The 17,662-nt window shown below is 68.8% G+C and carries 14 protein-coding genes and 2 pseudogenes; 8 read left to right on the top strand and 8 right to left on the bottom strand.

Features of this window, described 5'->3' with window-relative positions; genetic code table 11:
- Positions 1 to 86 precede the first annotated feature (86 nt).
- Positions 87 to 1,616, bottom strand: coding sequence for an MFS transporter (locus IEW07_RS03475; protein WP_188534433.1), 1,530 nt, complete (start codon positions 1,614 to 1,616; stop codon positions 87 to 89).
- Entirely contained in the window at positions 1,613 to 2,647 is a 1,035-nt protein-coding gene (locus IEW07_RS03470; RefSeq protein WP_229741537.1) for an MBL fold metallo-hydrolase, read from the bottom strand. The genes IEW07_RS03475 and IEW07_RS03470 overlap by 4 nt, the downstream gene beginning before the upstream one ends.
- 229 nt (positions 2,648 to 2,876) lie before the next feature.
- Here IEW07_RS03470 and IEW07_RS03465 point away from each other — a divergent pair, with 229 nt between their 5' ends.
- From IEW07_RS03465 to IEW07_RS03455, 3 genes and pseudogenes are all read left to right on the top strand, one after another.
- Positions 2,877 to 3,362, top strand: coding sequence for a cupin domain-containing protein (locus IEW07_RS03465; protein WP_229741536.1), 486 nt, complete (start codon positions 2,877 to 2,879; stop codon positions 3,360 to 3,362).
- Between the two features lie 91 nt (positions 3,363 to 3,453).
- Positions 3,454 to 4,332, top strand: a complete 879-nt coding sequence (locus tag IEW07_RS03460; protein WP_188534430.1) for an alpha/beta hydrolase family protein — start codon at positions 3,454 to 3,456, stop codon at positions 4,330 to 4,332.
- A pseudogene (locus tag IEW07_RS03455) lies at positions 4,325 to 4,701 on the top strand (YidH family protein). Before IEW07_RS03460 ends, IEW07_RS03455 begins: the two are co-directional and overlap by 8 nt.
- 166 nt (positions 4,702 to 4,867) lie before the next feature.
- Here the strand turns inward: IEW07_RS03455 and IEW07_RS03450 are convergent.
- Positions 4,868 to 5,374 (bottom strand): Lrp/AsnC family transcriptional regulator, encoded by a 507-nt coding sequence (locus IEW07_RS03450; protein WP_188534496.1) that lies wholly within the window; start codon positions 5,372 to 5,374, stop codon positions 4,868 to 4,870.
- 112 nt (positions 5,375 to 5,486) lie between these two features.
- On the opposite strand from IEW07_RS03450, the gene ald reads away from it, so the two are divergent.
- Entirely contained in the window at positions 5,487 to 6,605 is a 1,119-nt protein-coding gene (gene ald / locus IEW07_RS03445; protein ID WP_188534429.1) for an alanine dehydrogenase, read from the top strand.
- Here the strand turns inward: ald and IEW07_RS03440 are convergent, their stop codons facing one another.
- From IEW07_RS03440 to IEW07_RS03430, 3 genes are all read right to left on the bottom strand, one after another.
- Positions 6,606 to 7,487, bottom strand: coding sequence for a serine hydrolase (locus IEW07_RS03440; protein WP_188534428.1), 882 nt, complete (start codon positions 7,485 to 7,487; stop codon positions 6,606 to 6,608).
- A 229-nt stretch (positions 7,488 to 7,716) separates the two neighbouring features.
- Positions 7,717 to 8,553 carry a polyphosphate--glucose phosphotransferase gene (ppgK, locus tag IEW07_RS03435; RefSeq protein WP_188534427.1) on the bottom strand — a complete coding sequence of 279 codons (837 nt, stop codon included), beginning with the start codon at positions 8,551 to 8,553 and terminating at the stop codon, positions 7,717 to 7,719.
- Between the two features lie 158 nt (positions 8,554 to 8,711).
- A complete protein-coding gene (locus IEW07_RS03430) occupies positions 8,712 to 9,251 on the bottom strand; it encodes a hypothetical protein (RefSeq protein ID WP_188534426.1) in 540 nt (179 codons plus the stop codon).
- Positions 9,252 to 9,874: 623 nt separating this feature from the next.
- Here IEW07_RS03430 and IEW07_RS21840 point away from each other — a divergent pair.
- Positions 9,875 to 11,749 (top strand): annotated as a pseudogene (locus IEW07_RS21840) (DEAD/DEAH box helicase); the annotation flags it as partial.
- A 1,331-nt stretch (positions 11,750 to 13,080) separates the two neighbouring features.
- Here the strand turns inward: IEW07_RS21840 and IEW07_RS03420 are convergent.
- The gene (locus tag IEW07_RS03420) at positions 13,081 to 14,184 is read right to left on the bottom strand and encodes a zinc-binding dehydrogenase (RefSeq protein ID WP_188534425.1); all 1,104 of its coding nucleotides are present in this window, start codon (positions 14,182 to 14,184) and stop codon (positions 13,081 to 13,083) included.
- A 303-nt stretch (positions 14,185 to 14,487) separates the two neighbouring features.
- Here IEW07_RS03420 and IEW07_RS03415 point away from each other — a divergent pair, with 303 nt between their 5' ends.
- The 3 genes from IEW07_RS03415 to IEW07_RS03405 are packed head-to-tail and all read left to right on the top strand — an operon-like array spanning position 14,488 to position 16,609.
- On the top strand, positions 14,488 to 15,267 hold the full coding sequence (locus IEW07_RS03415) for a hypothetical protein (RefSeq protein WP_188534424.1): 780 nt from the start codon (positions 14,488 to 14,490) through the stop codon (positions 15,265 to 15,267).
- A complete protein-coding gene (locus IEW07_RS03410; protein WP_188534423.1) occupies positions 15,264 to 16,340 on the top strand; it encodes a GmrSD restriction endonuclease domain-containing protein in 1,077 nt (358 codons plus the stop codon). The genes IEW07_RS03415 and IEW07_RS03410 overlap by 4 nt, the downstream gene beginning before the upstream one ends.
- A gap of 14 nt (positions 16,341 to 16,354) precedes the next feature.
- Positions 16,355 to 16,609 carry a TM2 domain-containing protein gene (locus tag IEW07_RS03405; protein ID WP_229741534.1) on the top strand — a complete coding sequence of 85 codons (255 nt, stop codon included), beginning with the start codon at positions 16,355 to 16,357 and terminating at the stop codon, positions 16,607 to 16,609.
- A 69-nt stretch (positions 16,610 to 16,678) separates the two neighbouring features.
- Here IEW07_RS03405 and IEW07_RS03400 read toward each other — a convergent pair whose 3' ends face one another.
- Positions 16,679 to 17,581 (bottom strand): LysR family transcriptional regulator, encoded by a 903-nt coding sequence (locus tag IEW07_RS03400; protein WP_188534421.1) that lies wholly within the window; start codon positions 17,579 to 17,581, stop codon positions 16,679 to 16,681.
- Between the last annotated feature and the right edge of the window lie 81 nt (positions 17,582 to 17,662).

Here is a 17,662-nt window from a genome sequence, read left to right as displayed (position 1 = left end):
GGACGCCGTGAGGGGCGGCGGTCTTCCGCCACCGCCCCTCACGGCGTCCGACCTGCGACCACCGGTGGTGCCGGTGGAGCACCCTGTCAGCCGTTGTACACGAACTTCTCCTGCAGCCGGGACGCAGTACGGTCCGGGTTGAGCATGAGGATGCTGATGGCCCCGACCACGAGCAGGTAGACGCCGATCATCCAGAAGCCGGTGTTCATCCCCTCGCTGAGGCGGGCGGCCATCTCCGCCGTCTCCGGGACCCCCTTGGGGGCGGGGACATAGCCGGCGCGGTCCATGAGCTTGCCCACCATCGCCGGAGCGACGACCCCGCCGAACGAGGCCAGTCCGGTCAGCGTGGCCATGACGGCCGCGCGCTGCTTGGAGCCCACGCAGAACGCGACGGCGGTCGGCGCCAAGGGGTAGATCATGGCCAGGCCGGCCCCCAGCGTGAGGAAGACGACGGCGAGGTACCCGTCCACCCGCGGCAGCATGAGGAAGCAGAGCCCCGAGCACAGCAGCGCGGCACCGAACAGTGCCGCAAGGGCCCAGCGCACGGTCACCCCGCGGCGCATGAGGAACCGGGAGGTGTAGCCCAGGACCAGCAGGGTCAGCGCCCCCAGGATCCAGGGAAAGGTGGAGAACAGACCCACCATCTCGGGGGAGAGCTGCATCACCGAGGCGAGGTACTTGGGCGACCAGGTCGTCAGGAAGCCCTGGGCCCAGAAGCACCCGGCGCCGGCGAGGGCAGCCGCGATGAACATCCGCGAGCCCAGGACCCGGCGGATGGGGACGAGCTGGAGCAGATCGGAACGATCCGCGATGCTGCCAGTGCTCCCGGCACCAGCGCGCTCAGCGGCCGGGGCGGACGGCGCCTCGCCGTCGGACGCGCTCGCGGCGGGAACCACCGGCACGGGGGCCGTGCGGGCGGCCGCCTGCTGCTCCGCATGGGCCCGCTCCGCCTGGGCCTCGGGGTCGTCGCGCCGGGTGTGGCTGAACGGCCCGTCCCGGCCGATGAGCAACCAGCCGAGCGACCAGAGCAGGCCGACGATGCCCAGGAAGCCGAAGGCCCAGCGCCAGCCGAGCGCCGGGTTGGCGATGATCCAGGCCAGGACAGGAGCTGCGATGATGGGGCCGACCGTCGACCCGATGGCCACCAGGCTGCTGGGGAGGCCGCGTTCCTTGGCGGGGAACCAGCCGTGGACGTGCTGCAGCGCGATGGGAGTCGCCGGTCCTTCGGCGGCGCCCAGCAGGATGCGGGTGACGAGCAGCACGGCCGCGCCGCCGCCGAAGAGCATCGGGAACTGCAGCACCGCCCAGGAGATGCCCATGGTCAACAGGATCCAGCGGGTCGGCACCTTCCCGGCCAGGAAGCCGACGGCCACGGCGGCAGCGGCGAAGAGGAAGAAGAACGCGCTGCCGATGAAGCCGAACTGACCGGCTGTCAGGCCGAGGTCACGCATCGCGGAGTCGGCGACCAGGCCGAGGACAGCCTTGTCGGCGAAGTTGATGATCTGGAAGATCACCAGCATCCCCGTGACCATCCAGGCCCGCCGGTTCATCCTCCCGTACTTGACCGCGGCCCGGAGGGTGTGCGGCGGGATCTGGGACTCGGTCTGAGCGGTCATGCTCCCACCTCCACGGTCTCGCGGGCCACCGTGGCCCGCACTTGGTCCGACACCAGGAACCGGTCGTTGTCCTCGGCGGCGTGGACCGGTCCGGCGAAGTCGCGGCGGGCCGCCGCGACCATCTTGGGCACGTCGGCCGTGCCCGGGGTGTTGGGCACGATGTGGTGCAGGACCAGCTGTCCCACGCCGGCGGCGGCGGCAACCTTGCCCACCTGGTCGAAGGGGGTGTGCGATTCGCGCAGGTGCTCCTCGATCCCGTCCCGGGTGGGCCCGTCGGGGAAGGTCGCCAGGATCGCCTCCAGGTCGATGACCTCGTGCAGCAGGAGATCGGCGCCCCGGGCCAGGCGGATGCAGTTCTCGGAGTAGGCGGTGTCCCCGGACACGACCACGGACCCGTACGCGGAGTCGACGCGGAAGCCGAAGGCCGGATAGCACAGCCGGTGATCCACGAGGATGGCGCTGACGGTCACCAGTTCGTCGCGGTAGATCTCGAAGGGCTCCATGTCCGGGTGGCGATCCGCCACCGGATCCGCCGGGACCTGGGACGGGAGAACGATGTCGTGCGCCCGGACCCATTCGTGCGGCTCGCTGCGCCCCTCGTCCGCCATGCGGATGCAGATGTCGGACGCGAAGACGTCGTCGAGGAGCGCATCGACGACGTCCACGGTGCCCCGCATGGAGCGGGCACCGACGCGGGCGTCCACGACGGCCGCGTGCTCGGCGTCCATGGCCGGGACCCGGGACGGCCGCCCAGGACCGTGCACCTGGATCGGACGGCTGAAGGACTCGCCCGGCACCTGCCAGCCCGTCACCAGGAACGAACCGAGGTCGTAGATGTGGTCGGAGTGGTGGTGGGTCAGGAAGACCGCGCGCAGGTCCGACCACGCGCAGCTGGAGCGGAAATTGCGGATGCTGCCCATGCCGCAGTCGATGACATAGGTGGCGCCGTCGACGCGTATTGCGGTACTGGTGCCGGCACGGCTGCTGGAGACGATCGGTCCGCCCCCTGTTCCCAGGGTGTGGACTGACATGCCTCGTTCGATGGTGTTGGTCATTGATGGGCCCCCGACTCGGTGTTGGCTGGGCGGATGCCGCTCTGCTGCAGGAGCACGGCGGCGAAGAGAACGTCGGAATCCGTCCGATGGAACGCGACGTGATCCAGATCATATGTAGTGATTTTGTCGGTCGCAATATTTCTTGCATATTTTCTCGGGACTTGCCATGCTGGATCCACCAACGGTTCGGACGAAAGGACTCACTGTGGAGACGCAGCAGCAGCAGGAGATCGTGGTGGGCGACCTGCCCAAGGGCATCACCCTGGCCGGCGAAGCCATGGGCAACAAGACGTGGAACGTCCTGGGCCACACCTACCTCGCGAAGGTGGAGAGCTCCACGAGCTTCGCCTGGCTCTCGCTCGACCCGATCGGCACCGGCGTGCCCCCGCACATCCATCCCACCCAGGACGAGCACATCTACGTCATGGAGGGCGAGTACACGCTCTACCTCGACGGCGAGTGGACCACGGCAGGGCCCGGCGACACCGTGCGCATGCCCATGGGCCTGCCGCACGCCTACTACATCAAGGGTGAGACGGCCGGCAAGGCGCTGTTCTGGGTGAGCCCGGCCGGCCGGCTCTCCCAGCTGTTCGACCAGCTGCACAACCTGCAGGATCCCGAGGAAGTGGTCCGCCGCTCCGCCCTGCACGGCGTGGACTTCCTCCCGCCCGGATCGGTCCCCGGGGCTTGACAGAAGCGGCCGACGGCCCAGCACCGGCGGCGGGCCCGGGCGTCCCACAGGGGCGCCCGGGCCCGCCGATCGAACGACAGAGGACGCACTCATGAGGACAACGACCGAGAACACCACGACGGTCATTCCCTACGGCCCCCATGACGCCCAGGTGGTGGAATGCCGGAGCTCCTCCCCGGAGGCCGGCCCCTGTCGCGGCATCGCGGTGCTCGTCCACGGCGGCTACTGGCGCGCACGCTTCGACGCCTCGCTCATGGCCGCGCTGGCCGAAGACCTCGTCGCCCGGGGCTGGGCCACCGCCAACGTGGAGTACCGGCGTGGCGGCAACGGCGGCAGCTGGCCCACCACCCTGGACGACGTCCATGCCGCCCTCCATGCCCTGGCGCGCCATGACTGGCGGCAGGGCACAGGGGGGCCGCTGATCGGAATCGGCCACTCGGTAGGTGGACAGCTGGCCCTTCTCGGCGCCGGCCGGCTGGACGCCGTCGTGGCCCTGGCTCCGGTCACCGACGTGGTGCGCACTCATCGTGAGGACCTCGGTGAAGGTGCCGCCGCGGAGTTCTTCGGCGCCGCCCCGGAGGAACGACCCGAGGCATACGCCGAGGCATCGCCGCTCCAGCAGCTGCCCGTCGGCGTGCCGACGCTGCTCGTGCACGGCGCCTCCGACACCCGCGTCCCTCTCACCCACTCCCTGGACTATGTCGCTCGCGCTCATCGCGCCGGAGACCCCATGGACCTCCTGGTGCGCCACGACCTCGATCACCTGGCAGCCATCGACCCCACCGCGGCCCACTGGGGCGCCGTCCTGGACTGGATGTCACGGACCGCACAGGACCACCAGGCCGCCGATGCTTCGACACCGCCGGCCGCTGGGGCAGGGGAGCTCGGGAGCAACGACGGACCGAACGGCAGCAGCCGTGACCGCCCGGCACAGCCGTTCGCAGCGGAAGCCGAGGCATCCCATGGATGAGGCCGTGCCCGTACAGGAGCGCAGCCGGTTCTCCACCCGCGTGCTGGGCGGGGGCACCGAACCCGACCCCCGGTTCACCCTGGCCAACGAGCGCACGTTCCTGGCCTGGATCCGCACCTCCCTGGCCTTCCTGGCCGGCGGCATCGCCGTGGAGGCCTTCACGGAGGACCTCTTCCCCGCACCGATGCGCACCGTCCTGGCCGTGGTCCTGCTCCTGCTCGGGGTGCTCATCAGCGCCGGCGCTGGGTGGGCGTGGAGCGGGCCCTGCGGCGCAAGGCACCGCTGCCGCTGCCGCTGATCACCCCTCTCCTGGGCATCGGCGGGGCCGTCGCCTCCGGGGCCCTGACCGTGTTCGTCCTCCAGAACTGACCGGGGCCGCTCGATGAGGCGCTCCTCCCGGCAGCGGTCGTCCTGGGCTCCCTGGGGACATACCTCGTCCTTGCCTGAGCCCGCCGATCAGGCGCGCCGGTCGTGGAGTGCCTGACGACCTGACCCGTGGCGACGCCATCGGTGCCCTGCGAGCAGGCCCCAGCGATCAGGGCGCGAACGCCCCCTGGACGTGCTCGAAGACCAGGCTGGTCTGCGTGGCGGCCACCGCCTGGTTCGAGGACAGGTGCTCCAGCACGAACTGGCGGATGTGGTCGGAGTCCCGCGCGACGACGTGGATGAGGAAGTCGTCCGAGCCCGCCAGGAAGAAGAACTGGGAGACCTCCGGCACCTTCTTCAGGCCCTCGCTGAAGGCGGCCATCAGGTGCCGGGCGCCCGGGCGCAGCCGCACACTGATCAGCGCCTCGATGGTGCGCCCCAGCGCCCGCGGCTCCACCTCGATCGTGAACCGGCGGATCACCCCCGAGCGCTGCAGCGCCTTCATCCGGGCCAGGCAGGTGGAGGGGGCCACCCCGAGCGCCTCGCTGAGGGCCTGGTTGGTCATCCGGGAGTTCTCCCGCAGCAGGGCGAGCAGGCGCCGGTCGAGGTCGTCCAGCTGGTGGGGTGGCCGCAGATCCTGCGGCGCGGACGGTGTGACGTGGCTCACCTTGTCCATCATTCCTCCACTTTCGAACCTCTTGCCGAAGGATCGTCGACGAACCCCACAGGAACAGCGATGAAACGTAGCTTTGACGCATACATTTTATGTTTCCTGCGGAAGGCTCACCATGATCATCTCCGTGCCCAGCGAAGTGAAGAACAACGAGTACCGGGTGGCCCTCACCGTCCCGGGCGTGCACGAGCTGCGGACCCGCGGCCACCGGGTGCTCGTCGAGGCCAGCGCCGGGACCGGCTCCGGGATCCCCGACGAGGCCTACGCCGCCGCCGGGGCGGAGATCGTCGCCGATGCCGACGAGCTGTGGGCCCGCGCCGACATGGTGCTGAAGGTCAAGGAGCCCGTGGCCGCCGAGTACCACCGGTTCCGCGAGGGCCTCGTCCTGTTCACCTACCTGCACCTGGCCGCGGAGCCCGAGCTGACGGCCGCCCTGCTGGAGGCCGGCGTCACCGCCATCGCCTACGAGACCGTGCAGACCGCCGACGGCAGGCTGCCCCTGCTGGCGCCGATGAGCGAGGTGGCGGGCCGGCTCTCCGTGCAGGCCGGAGCCGCCGCGCTGACCGCCACGGCCGGCGGCAAGGGCGTGCTGCTCGGCGGGGTGCCGGGCGTGCGCCCGGCCAAGGTCACCGTGCTCGGGGCCGGGGTGGCCGGCACCAACGCGGCCGCCATGGCCGTGGGGCTCGGCGCGGACGTGAGCATCCTGGACATCGACGTGGACCGGCTCCGCGCCCTCGACGACCGGTACGCCGGGCGCCTGACCACCATCGCCTCCAACGCCTACGAGGTCGAGCGCGCGGTGACCGAGGCGGACCTCGTCGTCGGCTCGGTGCTGATCCCCGGGGCCCGCGCCCCGAAGCTCGTCACCAACGGGATGGTCGCCGCGATGGCCCCGGGCAGCGTGCTGGTGGACATCGCCGTGGACCAGGGCGGATGCTTCGAGGACAGCCGCCCCACCACCCACGAGGACCCGATCTTCCCCGTGCACGAGACGCTGTTCTACTGCGTGGCCAACATGCCCGGCGCGGTGCCCAGCACCTCCACGTACGCCCTGACCAACGTCACCCTGCGCTACGTGACCGCCCTCGCCGACCGCGGGGTCGACGACGCCCTGCGCAGCGACCCCGCGCTGGCCGCCGGCCTCAACACCGCCGCGGGCAGGGTCACCCACCGCTCGGTCAGCGAGGCCCACGGGCTGGAGTTCTCCGACCACTCGGAGCTGGTTACCGCCTGATCAGGCCGCGGCAGAGGCGTGCACGAACGCGTCGATCGCCTGCCCCGCTGTCCGGAACCAGGGCCTCGCGTCGTCGTAGCCCGACCACCCGTCCGTCAGCACGGCCACCACGTACTCGCGCCCGCCGATCCGGACCAGTCCGGCGTCGTGCGAGACCTGGATCAGCAGGCCGGTCTTGTGCGCGAACTCCACGTCCGCGGACAGCCCCGTGGACAGGGCGTAGTCCAGCTGCTGGGCCGTGAGGAAGCCGAGCAGCAGGGTGCTCGACGGCGGGGAGAGCAGCTCGCCCTTCCGCAGGCGGTCGAGGAAGTCGGCGACGTCGTCCGGCGTGGTGGTCATGGCCACGGTCCCCGCCGCACCGGTGGCCGGGTCGTAGGTCGTGGACTCGAAGCCCTGCCCCTGCGCGAACGCCTGGACCTCCCGCCACCCGAGCCACTGTCCGAGGGCGGCACCGGAGATGTTGTCCGACCAGGTGATCATCCGGTCCACGGCCTCCTGGACGGTGAGGGTCGTGCCCGGCACGGTGTCCGTCAGGGCGATCAGGCCGCGATCGACCCGGTCGAGGACAGCGTGGGCCAGGAAGAGCTTGTACAGGCTGGCGCTGGTGAAGGGGCGGTCCGGGTTGCGGGCCGCCACCTGCCCGCCGGTCGGGTCGAGGAGCACGACGCCCAGCTCCCCCGGGACCTGGGCGGCCAGCGTGTCCAGGTCCGCCTGGAGGCGAGTGGCCGCCGGATCGACGACCTCCGCGGCGGTCGCCGGCGGTGCGGCGACGGAGCTGTAGCCGCCCATCGCGAGGAGCAGCGCCAGGAGGCCGGCCGCGAGACCGACCCGGCGGGCCGGCCGTTTCTCGCGGCGCATGGTCGATCGAGTGTTCGTGTGCATGGTGCGTCTCCGTTCCCCCACGGACGAGGCGCGACCGGGACGGTTCCCCGGCGGCATGGCCTCTGTCTTCCCAGGAGTGATTCCGCTCCCCCGAGCGGTTCCTGTGGACAGGCCGACTGTAGTCGCTGGACAGGTTCGATGCCCAAGCGAAGGCCGTTCCGTGCCGCGGACAACCGAGTCCGGTTTCGGGCCGCGACGGGAGCGGCGCCCGGAGGCGTCGTCGTGCCCGTCAGTGCTGTGCAGAGTGCGCCAGGTGGGCCTGGAGGCCCGTCCCGACGATGCCGGCGGCGTTGCGCAGCTGCGCGGGCACGACGCGGGCCCGCAGTTCCAGGTGCGGCAGGAACTGCTCCTGGCGCTCGCTGATCCCGCCGCCCAGGACGATGAGGTCCGGCGAGACCAGGCCCTCGAGGTGGGACAGGTACCGCTGGACGCGGTCCGTGTAGGTGGGCCAGTCCAGGTTCTCCGCGATCCGGGCGGAGGCCCCGGCCCAGCCGTCGACGTCACGGCCCTCGAACCAGACGTGCCCCAGCTCGGTGTTGGGGACCAGCACCCCGTTGAGGAGCAGCGCCGAGCCGATGCCGGTGCCCAGCGTGATCAGCAGGACGGTGCCGTCCACGCCGCAGGCGGCGCCGAAGCGCATCTCGGCCAGCCCGGCGGCGTCGGCGTCGTTGAGCACGGCGACCTCCCGGTCCAGGCCCTCGGCGAGCAGCCGCCGGGCGTCGACGCCGAGCCAGGAGTCGTCGAGGTGGGCGGCGGAGCGCACGACGCCGTGGTCGACGATGCCCGGCACGCCGACCCCCACGCCGGTCAGGGGCGACCGCGTCTCGTCCTCCAGCTCCTCGAGCACGCCCCGCAGCGCCGCCACCACGGCGGCCGGGGTGGCCGGCGAGGGGGTGGGGACACGCCGCACGGGCCCCACGGTGGTCCCGCGGACGGGGTCGACGAGGGCGTACTTGATCGCCGTGCCGCCGATGTCCAGGCCGGCGCACAGAGGCTCGCCCCTGCCGCCGTCGAGGACGGGAAGGGCGGTCGGGGTCGCCACGGAGGGCAGCGGAGCACAGGTCATGGCACGGTCCTGGATCAGATGTCGCGGGGACGCGCCCTCGGCTGGGCGGCGTCTGGACGACTTTACCGCTGGGCGGGGACACCGAGCGTCGGGGCGCTCCCTCCGGCTGGGGGCATCACATTTCCGCCGGGCGTCCCGTCATCCCATGAGGCCTGCTGTCAGTCGAGTTCGACGACGGTGATAGGCAGGGGCAGAGTGGCGGCGTCGAAGGTGGTCCGCTCGGAGAACGGGGCGCCGTTCTCGTCGCGGCCGAAGCAGAGAGCGAGGACGATCCCCGGTTCCTCGCCGAGCATCAGGGTCCAGTGCTGGCCGCTGGCGTCCACGGCGTGCGCCTGATGGTCCTCGTCCACGCCGCCGTCGGCGTCGGCGAAACGGGTGCGGTAGGCCTCCAGCTCCTCGGGGGTGTGCAGTACCCCGGCCGAGACCACCGTCTCGTCGCCCGGCCCGGGGACGGGAGCTACGGGGTAGGCAACGCGGAACGGAGGTTCGAGGACGTCGAGCAGTTCCTTGGCGGGAGTGGCGTCGTCGCCGCGCAGCCACAGCCGCCCGGCGCCGTCGAGGAAGCCCTCGTACTCCTCGTCGTTGGGGTAGTAGCAGAGAAACCCGGAGCCGGGAATCCGGTCGGACAGGCCGGTGAGGTCGGCGGCATGATCCACGGCGAAGAAGCGGATCAACGGCTCCAGCGGCTCAAGCTCCACAGGCGGTCTCCTTGGGTGCGGTGTCGCGGCAGGACGGGACGACGAGGAGGCGGTCGCCTCCGGACGGTCCAGGGTACGCCGCCGGGACTCAGTCGCCCGCCAGCGGCGCGGCACGGCACCTTCTCTCACCAAGCGACCAAAGAGTGACCGTGCTGGACGCCGTGCACAAGACCCTTGAGGTGAGGGCTTGGTTGGCCGAGAATCCTCGGTTTCACTCGCACTTCACGCCCACCTCGACGTCGTGGTCCTCCCTCGTGGAGATCCGGTTTGGCGTTACCAAACGCCAGACCTTGCACCGGACCGGCATTACCTCTGTCTCGGTGCTCCAAGCCCGGTTCCGTGCCTTCGTGACTGGCTGCAACGACCCCTGCCATCCCTTCGTGTGCACAAAGACCCACGCGCCAATTCCAGACAAAGCCAACTGCCTCACCACTTAGAAGATGGGCCATGTGCTGCCTGACCCACATCACCAGTCTGCTGCGAGGCAGTCCTGTCGTTGAAGACATGGTGGCACCCGGCTGGATTTTCCGCTGAGGCGCCGCAAGTCCTCCTCCGCCGACTCACCAACACGCGATCAAGGCAACATATGTGTTTGCTAATGACCATCGACCTAAGCTGCGAACATGGCGCACCCCCACATGGCCGACACCGATCGGCTCTCCCCCGGCTTGTACGAACTCCTGGAAGATTCAGTCCTCCATGAGGGGATCGCATCGCTACCGGCCGGAAAAGCACTGATCGCCAAGGTCGGCGCTGCGGATACCCCGCACATCCTCACGCGCTACCTGGCAGATCGCATCCAGTTCCACCTGGAGTCAGTAGCACCAGAGGAGCGCGTCGAGGAAGCCAATCGAATTCTGTCGTCTCTCGGTGCCGGGACGGAGGTGGTACGGCGGATTGCACCTGGTCCACGTCAACTGCTTGCTATTGCACCGGACCAGGGCCCCCCGCCTCGCACTCCCGCTACACCCTTGTCGGACGCCGCCTTGATCACCAACACGCCGCATGAACCTCAAATCGGGCGCGAAATTGCCAAGGAGTTGGAGAGCGCAGACCGCGTCGACCTTCTGATTGCTTTCGTCAAATGGTCCGGTCTCCACGTCATGGACAAGGAACTCACCGCTCTCAAAGATCGTGGGGTGCCGTTCCGGGTGTTGACAACCGTCTATATGGGAGCGAGTGACGCTAAAGCCATCAACGCTTTAGCCCGAAAGTACGGAGCGGAGGTTAAGGTCAGCTACGAGACCCGCAATACGCGCCTGCACGCGAAAGCGTGGATGTTCCATCGTTTAAGCGGATTTAGCACCGCATACGTGGGAAGCTCCAACCTCTCCCATGCGGCAATGTTGGACGGTCTGGAGTGGAACGTCCGAATGTCGTCGGTGTCCACCCCAGCTCTTCTGCATAAGTTCGAGGCCACATTCGACAGCTACTGGGAGTCTGAGGCTTTCGAATCATACGACCCTGACGTGGATGAATCGCGCCTACTACGAGCGCTTGCTGATGGAGGCGCCCGCGTGGCGGGAGACGTCTCCATTGCTCATCTCGATGTGCGCCCCTACCCCTATCAGGCCCTCATGCTGCAGGAGCTCGAGGCCGAACGAATCATCCATGGCCGCCATCGGAACCTCATTGTGGCCGCAACTGGCACAGGGAAGACCATCGTGGCAGCACTGGACTACAAGAGACTGCAAGAGTCCGCGAGGGATGAGCTGTCGCTGCTCTTCGTGGCGCACCGGCGCGAAATTCTGGAGCAGGCCCGGAAGACCTATGCCACAGTGCTACGCGCGGGCGCCTTCGGCGAGCTCATGGTGGACGGATATCAACCCACTTGGGGCAAGCACATTTTTGCCTCGATCCAGTCCCTCAATTCCGGTGGATTGGGCCGCTTTGAGCCCAATAAGTTTGATGTCATTGTCATTGACGAGTTTCATCACGCAGATGCGCCCACCTACCAGCGCGTCATCGAGCACTTCCACCCCCAGGAACTCCTCGGATTAACAGCCACTCCCGAACGGGGTGATGGAATTGATGTAGCGGAAAAGTTCTTTGGCGGACGCATTGCGAGCGAACTGCGACTGTGGGATGCCCTCGAACAGCAGCTACTGACACCCTTCCACTACTTTGGTGTCTCTGACGACGTGGACCTTTCCTCCTTACAGTTCCGACGAGGACGCTACGAGGCAACTGATCTTGAAGGGGTCTACACCGGAAATGACGTCCGCACAGCCAAGATCCTGCAGGCGCTTAACGACAAGGTGCTCGACCCTCACAGCATGAAGGCCATTGGGTTCTGCGTCTCAGTGGCGCATGCCCACTACATGGCACGAAAGTTCAGTGAAGCAGGGCTCCCCTCACAAGCCTTGTCTGCGGAAAGCTCCGGGGAAGAACGCAGGGAAGCGCTCAAGGCCCTCCAGCGAGGCAACCTTCGAGCGGTGTTCGCCGTTGACCTTTTCAATGAAGGCCTTGACATTCCTCAGGTCGACACGATCCTCATGCTTCGGCCCACACAGTCGGCGACCCTCTTCCTCCAACAGTTGGGTCGAGGTTTGCGCCTTGCAGAAAACAAGCCGGTCCTCACCGTGCTGGACTTCATCGGCTTCCAACACCGTGACTTCCGTTTTGACCTCAAGTACCGGGCTGTCACGGGATCAAGCCGGGCTCGTCTTGCGAAGGACCTCGAGGACGGTTTTCCCTTCCTTCCCTCTGGCACGCAAATTGTGTTTGATGATGTTGCGCAAAAGGTAGTTCTGGAGAACGTCAAGCGTCAGTTGCGCCTCACGACTCGCCAAATGGTCGAAGAGATCAGGGACTTGGCGCTACAGCAGGAAAAGCCCGAGGCCTACACCCTCCGCCAGTATCTTTCAGACTCGATGTCCGACATCACTGACATTTATCGACGCTCGAAATTTGAGAATCGACCCACCACTTGGAGCACCCTCCGGCGCGCTGGGAGCATTGTCAGCGATGTTGCGTGGCCACAGCCTGATCTCGAACTGGAATTCCTGGGACTCATACAACGTGCTCGCTCTTTCCTTTACGTCGACGATCCCGAGCGCCTGCAGGGCTATCAGGAACTTTTGAGCGCTGACGCACCGCTCTTGTCGACCTTGTCTCTTCGCCAGCAGCGATGTGCTCGGATGCTCTACTACTCGTTCTGGCCGCAGGGGGCGAAGAGTGGTGGACCCGAGCCTGAACAGGGCCTCCGCATGCTCTGCTCGCACCCACTGGTTCGAGACGAGCTGAACCAGATTATTGACATTACAGCGGACAAGGCGCGCAACTTGCCGCGACCACTGGGCCCAGGTTTTCAGGACATTCCTCTTCAAACCCATGCCCACTACACGCGGGAAGAACTCTTGGCCGGGCTCGGCATGGGGGAGGTTGGACAACGTACTCCCGGCAATGTCCGAGAAGGAGTTTCGTGGATTCCTTCTTCTGAATGCGATGCCCTTCTAGTCACGCTCAATAAGTCAGAAAAGGACTTTCCCCCAACACCATGTACAAGGACTATGCGCTCTCGGAAACACTTTTTCATTGGGAGTCCCAGAACCAAACCACTCCAGAGTCTCCCGTGGGTCAGCGCTACCAGCATCATGCTCGCCAAGGCAGTAGCATCATGCTTTTCGTCCGTGAGACGCAAACCAACGAGGCGGGGACGTCTCCTTACGTATTCCTCGGACCGGTGGACTATGTGTCTCACGAGGGTTCCAAGCCCATGTCGATTATTTGGCGATTGCGCCGGCCTATGCCGCCTACGGTCTTCACAGCAGCAAGTACGGTCGCCCCCTCAGCGGCCACCCTGGACGCATAAGAAAAGACGCTCAGCTCAGAACTCAATCACCTGCCGCACCGCCCGCCCCGCATCCAGCTCGTCCATCGCCTCGTTGATCTGGTCCAGCGTGATGTGGGACGTGATCAGCTTCTCTAGCGGCAGCCGGCCCTCGCGCCACATCTCCTCGTACAGGGGGATGTCCACCGCCGGCACGGCCGAACCGAGGTAGCTGCCGATGATCTGCCGCGCCTCGGCAGTGATCTTCAGCGGCTCGATCTGGGACATGGCGCCCGGTGCCGGCAGGCCCACCGTGACGGTCACCCCGCCCACGGCGGTGGCGTTGAACGCCGTCTCGAACGCCCGCGGGTGCCCTGCGGCCTCGATCACCACGCGCGGCTTCTCCTCGAGCTGCAGCACCTCGTCCGGGGTGTACACCTCGTCCGCGCCGAACGACTTCGCCAGCTCCAGCTTCTCCGCCAGCGCGTCCACCGCGATCACGCGGCGGCAGCCCACCGCCTTCGCCACCAGCAGCGCGGCCAGCCCCACGCCGCCGAGGCCGATCACCGCCACGGCGTCGTCGGCGGTGGCCGTCGCCGCGTTGATGACGGCCCCTCCCCCGGTGAGCACCGCGCAGCCCATGACGGCCGCGATGGGGGCGGGGACGTCGTCGCCCACGGGGACCACGGAGCGCCGGTCGACCACGGCGTGCGTGGCGAACCCGGAGACCCCCAGGTGGTGGTAGACGGGGCCGCGCTCGTCGGAGAGGTGCATCGACCCCTCCATGAGGGTGCCCGCGGCGTTGGCCTTCGAGCCGACCGTGCACGGCAGCAGCCCCTCGGTCTTGCACGCGGCACACTTGCCGCACCGCGGCAGGAACGCCATGACCACGTGCTGGCCCTCCACCAGATCCGTGACGTCCGAGCCCACGACCTCGACGACGCCGGCCGCCTCGTGCCCCAGCAGCATCGGCAGGGGCCGCGGCCGGTTGCCGTTCACCACGGAGAGGTCGGAGTGGCACACGCCGGCCGCCGTGATCCGCACGCGCAGCTCGGTGGGGCCGGGGTCGGTGAGCTCGAGCTCCTCGACACGCAGCGGCTTGGACTCGGCGTACGGGGGCTGGGCCTCCATGGTCTCCAGGACGGCTCCACGAATCTTCACGACGGACCTCCGCAATCAGCAGCAAGGGTGAACGGCACAGGAGTGTGACGCCGTTCACGCTACCGCCTGGTTCACCCGTAATCGACAGGACCCCCGCGAGGAAGCCCCTGTCCCGGTATCCGAACAGGCCCCGGCACAAGGGCTTTTTCCGAGCAGTCGGGAGATCCGGAGAGGTCCGCCCGGAGGAAGGCCCCGCTGTGACAGCCGTCAGAGGTGTCCCCACTTCGGTCACGCTCTCCAACATGCAAAAGAATGTAGATAGGCTCCCCATCAAGTAGTTGCACCTGTCCGGGGGACCCCATCATGACCACGACGACCTCACTGCCGACGCTTCTGCCAGGGCTTCTGGAGCTCGTCCGCGTCCTGGGCCTGTTCTTCGGCGTCCTGGGCGTGCTCGTCCTGACCCTGCGCCTCCTCTACGTCCTCTTCCGCACCGTGACCTCCTCCCTGAACAGGGGGCTCAACGGCATGGAGCACTCGCACGCGCAGCGCACCGACGGCAAGGTCCTCGCCCAGGCGTGGAAGGCCGGCGAGGAGGACATGCGCACGGCCTGGCTCCAGTGGCAGCTCCGCCTCGACCCCACCCCGACGCGGGCCAGGACGCTCAGCCCCTCGGCGCTCGGCTCCTCGGCGCTGGACGTGCTGCCCCGGCCCGACTGGACCGTCGACCGGCTGCGCCGGCACGGCCGGGAGGTCTGGGAGGCCCGGCACCTGGCCGTCACCCCGCGCCGGCGGCAGGAGGTCGACGCCCGCCTGGACTGGGTGGCCGCCATGGTCTACGAGCTCTCCGACGCCCCGTTCGACGCCACCCGCGGGCAGACCACCGAGCAGTACCTGTACCACCAGGACCGGGAGGTCCGCGAGGCTTACCTGAAGGGCGGATCCGCGGCCGCGGAGAAGATCATGGGCACGATCACCGCCGCCCGCGACCGGGCCCGCCAAGACGCCGCCACAGACCTCTCCGCGGAGTTCCTGGCCCAGCAGCGCAACACGGCGTTCCAGGCGATGCGGGAGACCTACCGGCCCACCAGGACGCGGGACGCCCACGCCGCCTGGGAGGCCGAGGCCGGAGGAGAAGCATGAGCTGCGCCCCTCCCTCACCCCCCGGTCCTCAGAAGACCGAGTTCACGTCCCGACGCGGGTTCCGGCGGGGCAAGTGGCTCGTGGCCGTGCCGGCGCACCTGACCATGGCGGTCAGCGTGCTCGTCGGCTGCGCCTCCGAGATCCTCCCCCTCGACCTGGTCGCGGCGGCGCTTCCACAGCCGCCGACGTCCGCGGCCACCCCTGCCCCCTCTCCGTCGCCCTCCAGGGCCGAGCCCACGGCGGTCTCGGCCTCGCCGACCCCGGAGGCCGACATCCCGTCGTCGGAAGCCCTGGAGGCCCTGGAGAGGCTGCCCGTGGCGGCTCGCGGCTCCATGGCCGGCTACGACCGCGAGGCGAAGTTCGGCGACTGGATCGATGCCGACGGGGACTGCGCGAACACCCGCGACGAGGTCCTCCACCGGGACCTGACCGGCACCTCCTCCGACGACGGCTGCACGGTGGTCTCCGGGTTCCTGGACGACCCCTACACCGGCAGGGCCATCCGCTTCACCCGCGGGGTCGCCACCTCGTCGGACGTGCAGATCGACCACGTCGTGTCCGTCGGCAACGCCTGGGTCTCGGGGGCGCCCGGCCTCCTCCCGTCGGAGCGGGAGGAGTTCTACAACGACCCGCTGAACCTGCTGGCCGTGGACGGGCCCACCAACGGGACGAAGTCCGACTCCCCGGCCGACGAGTGGCTGCCGCCGGAGGAGTCCTTCCACTGCGAGTACGTCGCCACCCAGATCGCGGTGAAGGCGAAGTACGACCTGTCGGTGACCGCCTCGGAGAAGGAGGCCATGATCGACGTCCTCTCGGAGTGCCCGGGCCAGGAGCTGCCCACCGGGATCCCGTTCGGCGCCCTGCCCGGAGGCGGTACCACGCAGGACCCCGCCCCGGGAGGCGAGACCGCGAGTCCCGCCCCGGGGCAGGGAACCACGAGCCCGGCCCTCAGTGGCAGCTACCGCGACTGCGACGAGGCATGGGGGGCGGGAGCGGCCCCGCTCCCCTCCGGCTCCCCGGGGTACGCGCCGGCGCTGGACGGCGACGGCGACGGTGTGGCGTGCGAAGGCTGATGCAGGGACCCGACGTGACCGACCATTCCCCTGTCTTCCCCACACCCGGCGCCGGGACACGGCGCCGGCGCCGATCCTGGCGGAACCCGACCGACGCCTGGCTGTTCTGGATCTTCTTCGGGTGGCTCGGTGCGCACCGCTACTACCTCGGTGACTGGAGGATGGGCATCGCCATGACCGTCACCCTCGGCGGGCTCGGCCTCTGGTCCCTGCTGGACGGGCTCTTCCTGGGCCGGCGACTACGGCGGATCAACGACGGGCGGGCGTAGCCCGGCACGGACGCCGGCGGAGTCGCCCGGCCGCCGTCCGGGGCACCGGTCGTGCGCGTCCACGGCCGATCACCGAGGAGCAGCGATCAGCTCCTCCCGCATGTCGTCCAGCGCCGCCCGGATGGCGCCCAGCACCGCCTGCACGGCGGGCCGGCGCAGCACGTCCGCGCGGGAGACCATCCAGTACTCCACGGGGAACCAGAGCTCCTCCGGGAACAGCCGCACGAGGTCCCCGGTCCGCTCCGCCAGGAAGCAGGGCAGGAGTCCGACGCCGGCCCCGGCCCGGGTGAGCTCCACGTGCACCAGGGAGGACGTCGCCCCGACCGCCTGCCGCATCCGGGGGAACCGGACCCGGGGGATGTCCAGGTCGGCGACGTCCTGCATGGACTCCACGAAGTAGACCAGGGGGTGGTCCTGCACCTGCTGGGGGGTGCTGATGGGCGGGTGCGCGGCGAGGTAGTCGCGGGAGGCGTAGAAGCCGAGGGAGTAGTCGGCCAGGTGGAACGCCTCCTTGCGGGAGGACTCCGGACGCCCGACGACCACCTCCAGGTCGATGCCCACGGGGTTCGTCTGCGCCCGCCGGGCGGCGTTGATCATCTCCAGCCGCACCCCGGGGTGCTCCTCGATGAGCCTCCGCACGGCCGCGCCCATGACCACCCCGCCGAAGCCATCGGGGGCGATCGCCCGCACCACGCCGCTCACCGAGTTGCCGCGCCCGCCCGAGCCCAGCGGGAGGGAGCCGACGGCCAGCTCGATCTCCTCGCCGGCGGCCACGAACTTCCGGCCCATCTCGCTGGGCTCCCAGCGGTCTCCCGAGCGCACCAGCAGCCGGGCGCCCACGGTCTTCTCGAGCCCGGCCATGCGGCGGGACACGGTGGTGTGGCTCAGGCCGAGGTCCGCGGCGGCGCCGGCGTAGGAGCCGTGCCGGACCACGGCGAGCAGCAGGAGGAGGTCGTCGGCGCCGTGGGACATGGGAGGACCTCCGTCACAAATCCGCGTGGAACGGCCACACGCTCCTAACCGAGCAGTATGTGCATTTTTGCACAGCAACCG

The organism is Kocuria dechangensis (assembly GCF_014636775.1).
In the GTDB taxonomy this organism is placed as follows: domain Bacteria; phylum Actinomycetota; class Actinomycetes; order Actinomycetales; family Micrococcaceae; genus Kocuria; species Kocuria dechangensis.
This window is presented reverse-complemented; position numbering and strand designations above follow the sequence as displayed.